Here is a 3,652-nt window from a genome sequence, read left to right as displayed (position 1 = left end):
CGCCAAAATTTTACGAGATGTGCGACACACATGGCGTCGACTTTTTGGTTCGACTCAAGGCAAATTCAAAGCTTGGGAAGCTGGCAGAAACGGCCTTAGTGGATTGCCCTCCAAAATATGAAGAGAGCAAATGCGTCTACCACGAATTCAAGTATCAGGCCGCGTCATGGGGTAAAGCTCGCCGTGTTATCGTATGTTCTACTCATACGGCAGATGAGCTAGTTCCCTGGAACCACGCATTCGTAGTGACCAGCCTGGCCTCCGAGGCTCCAGAGACTTTGTTCAAGACCTATAGACAGCGGGGCAATGCTGAGAACCAAATTAAGGAGCTGAAATGCGGGTTTGGCTTTGACAAAACAGACAGCTCAACTTTTGCACGGAACACTGCACGAGCCTTGATCACCGGTATTGCCTATAACCTGGTTCAGCTCTTTAAACAGCTCTTTGTCTCGGAAGACCGTCGTTCAACCATCTCCTCGCTACGGTTCAGCCTCTTTCACATCGCCGGTAGGATTACTTGGCACGCCCGTCGTGTGGTGATTCATCTTGCTTCTAACTATGTTTACAAGAACTGGTTTAGTCGGCTCATGGACGAAGTCCATCAGTTGGCGACCTGAACTGAATAACTGAATAGGTCGTGCGTCGAGCCGAAAACTGGGTCGGTCTGTTCGTGGTGCATCGATCACCAACTTCTCCGCTCAGTCAGTATTCGCAACGATCCAAACGTTGCTTTCAGACCGGCCAGATGCGATTTCATGTCCCAAATACCGAGGTGAATAATCCAGGTTATATGTTATTAGATACTGGTCATGGTATCGCCACTAACCATGCACGTGCGATTCGAATCATAACATGCTAAATCTATGCTTCGATCCAGAGCAAAAATATAAGTTGATGGCCATCAGCCAACTGCTTCTTTGCGGCACTTTTGCTAGTAAGAAGCAGTTGGTTACTTTGCGATAAAGTAATTTATAAATATTCTTCATAAATTATCGATACTAGGCTGTATACCGCAAAAGTGGCAGATGTTATTTAATTCTGTAGGAATCGCAGTATATCAACGCTAATTCAGATTTAATAATGAATTCTATCAATTTATGAATATTTTGCTTGCAAATTGTTCGGTGCAGCGCGTATAGTAGCAAAGATGAAAGCACACAGTTTGTTGTTTCTGTTTTTCTGAAAGTGTGAAACATGACCAAGTTTTTGTGACCGTGGTCGGGTCACCGGAGTGTAAGTTGCAGGTACCGCGTGAACAAGCCGCCTGGGGGGGATTGGTGAGTTCATCAAGCGCGGGAGTGTGTACACAAGCGGCTTGTTTTAGTGCGCTTGTGACAAGTTAGGGGAACTTGATTGAAAATTACAAATAAGCTCGTTGGTTTAGCAGCAGTCATTCTTGTCGCTGCTGGTCTTGGCGTGGTCACAGTGACGGCACAAGCAGACACGAACACCACTGCAGACGCTGCCACGACGGTTTCAACTACGTCTGAAGCCAGTCGCGTCACTTTAAGCGACACCAAAAAGGCCGCAGCCAAGAAGGTTACACCAGCTGCCAAGGCCGCGGCTAAAGTCGCCAGCTTCAAGCGCAGCTACCACGAAACTTATGTCGGTACGATTTCCGGCTTAGGCCATTCAACCGATGTTGTGCAAGGTTCTATGCGCCGCACCACGGCGCCCAAGCAAGCCGGCTTGGCAATGACTTGGGGCGGGGCAACGCGTTTGTCCACTACCGATAAGTTGACGACTGAAATCGCCGGCCACGCCACGAGCCGCAACTTCTCTTGGATCATGGGCTTGCGCGTTGGCAGCAAGGTTTCAGTGACTGATGCCAGCGGCCGCAGCCGGACCTACAAGGTGTACGCAACCGACAACGTCAATGACCAATCCTATTCGACCAAAACCGGCAAAGATCGCTACAATGCGATCGTCAGTGCTCACCAAGGCGAAGCAGTCGTCTTACAGACTTGCATTTCTAACACCGTTAACCGGCTCGTTTGGGCACATTAATTTTCAACATAAGCTGACTAAATAATTGAGCTCGCGGCATCGTCCTTGGATCAAGGCTGATACTGCGAGCTTTTTCTATAGCAACCGGGTCCACACGTTTAGCATCAAAAGCGTGGCTACCTTGTACTTGAACCATCATGATAACGGTATCCACAACGTGTTATCAAACAATGTGTCTGCTAGGGCAAAACCTGTAGCGTCGCAATGCTATGCAAACGAAAAGCCGCCATCCCGTCTTCGCACGTGGATTGATGTCGGCTTAAGTTTGTAAAGTATCGATTGACCATCGCATTGGTTGCGCTTTTGCTAGGCTCATTCGTCCCAAAAACGTGGCAAGTGATCGTCCGGTCTGGTTTCCAGTCCTCAGCAATGCGGCTTTATGCCGTATCAACCGCATTTAGTCTACTGCTGATTTATGCTACAATATCCCTGCAAAAAAGCAGGAGGTGTCGTGATGACATCCTTGATCTATCAACCTTTGACTACTGAGCAACTGACCCATATCGTCGCTTGCAACTTGGCTGATCATGGCACCTATCAAAGCCGAATCGCAACCGGTGGCCTGTTTAATACGACTTATCAACTCACGTTTGCCGACGCAAGCCGATTTATTCTACGGGTGGGCCCTGTGCAACGTCACTTGTTGCTGCCCTTCGAACATAATTTGATGACCGGTGAAGTGATTGCAGACGCGCATTTAACAGCTGCTGGGATCCCTTGTCCTCAAGTCACGGTTTGTGATCGCAAGCGGACAGTTATTGACCGCGATTATATGCTGTGGCCAGCTTTACCCGGAAAGATCCTCGGTGATTTGTCGCTGACTGATCAGCAAAGGCCCGTCTTATACCACCAGCTGGGTACCTACTTACGCAGGATGCATGACATCACCATGCCATATTTCGGCCGTGCCGGAAGTACCGCCTGCGGTTGCCCTCGCTTTGCAACTTGGGGTGGGTTCTTGATCAGTGAGTTCGATATCGCAGTAGATCTGTTACTGGCACATGATCTGTTGACCTCGTCAGAAGGAAACCAGCTAAAGCAACTATTTGAAAATGCGCGACCACTTTTTGACCAGATCCGCCGTCCTGCACTAGTCCATGCCGATTTATGGGACGCAAACATTCTGGCGGCCTCAGATGGCAGCCATATCACAGGGATCATTGACGCAGATCGCGCAATGTATGGCGATCCGGAGTTTGACTTCTCTGGCGGCTGGCAACTGGCACCAGCCTTCTTTGAAGGGTATGGCAAACCACTAGCCGCCACCCCTGCTGCCAGACGGCGCCGTTTATTCTATCAACTGTTTTACCGCACCTTAGATACTCCTGGATTATTCATAGAATTTCAAAAAAGCAGCGCAATCCCATGATTCACACGGGACTGCGCTGCTTTGGTGTTTCACCCATTGGGTGCGCCTATATGCTAAGGTTAAGTCGACAAAAACCATCACGAAAGCGAGGCTTCACACCATCTCAACTTTAACCAGCTTATCCCTGCAATGCAATACCAATGTGACTGTGACCGCCGACGGCGGTCAACTTTCAAATGACGCCGGGCTCGTTTTGTTCCAAGAGTTTCTTCATCGTATCAACTTTAGGCAACTTGCCAATCAGTGCCTCAAGTTACCAGACCAACGACGATTCTG

At 49.0% G+C, this 3,652-nt stretch carries 3 protein-coding genes; all 3 read left to right on the top strand.

Features of this window, described 5'->3' with window-relative positions; genetic code table 11:
- Positions 1-617 (top strand): transposase (locus ACGG90_RS15325; RefSeq protein ID WP_390407408.1); only part of this gene is annotated, 617 nt, incomplete at its 5' end.
- Positions 618-1,353: 736 nt separating this feature from the next.
- On the top strand, positions 1,354-2,007 hold the full coding sequence (locus tag ACGG90_RS15320) for a sortase domain-containing protein (RefSeq protein WP_390410698.1): 654 nt from the start codon (positions 1,354-1,356) through the stop codon (positions 2,005-2,007).
- Positions 2,008-2,461: 454 nt separating this feature from the next.
- Positions 2,462-3,376 carry a phosphotransferase family protein gene (locus tag ACGG90_RS15315; protein ID WP_390410697.1) on the top strand — a complete coding sequence of 305 codons (915 nt, stop codon included), beginning with the start codon at positions 2,462-2,464 and terminating at the stop codon, positions 3,374-3,376.
- Positions 3,377-3,652 lie beyond the last annotated feature (276 nt).

Origin of the sequence: Lacticaseibacillus jixiensis (assembly GCF_042847315.1) — a bacterium.
GTDB lineage: Bacteria > Bacillota > Bacilli > Lactobacillales > Lactobacillaceae > Lacticaseibacillus > Lacticaseibacillus jixiensis.
This window is presented reverse-complemented; position numbering and strand designations above follow the sequence as displayed.

Bases quoted from the DNA above. Each gene is read 5' to 3' on its own strand.
- ACGG90_RS15315 (WP_390410697.1), top strand. From the start codon at position 2,462: ATGACATCCTTGATCTATCAACCTTTGACTACTGAGCAACTGACCCAT.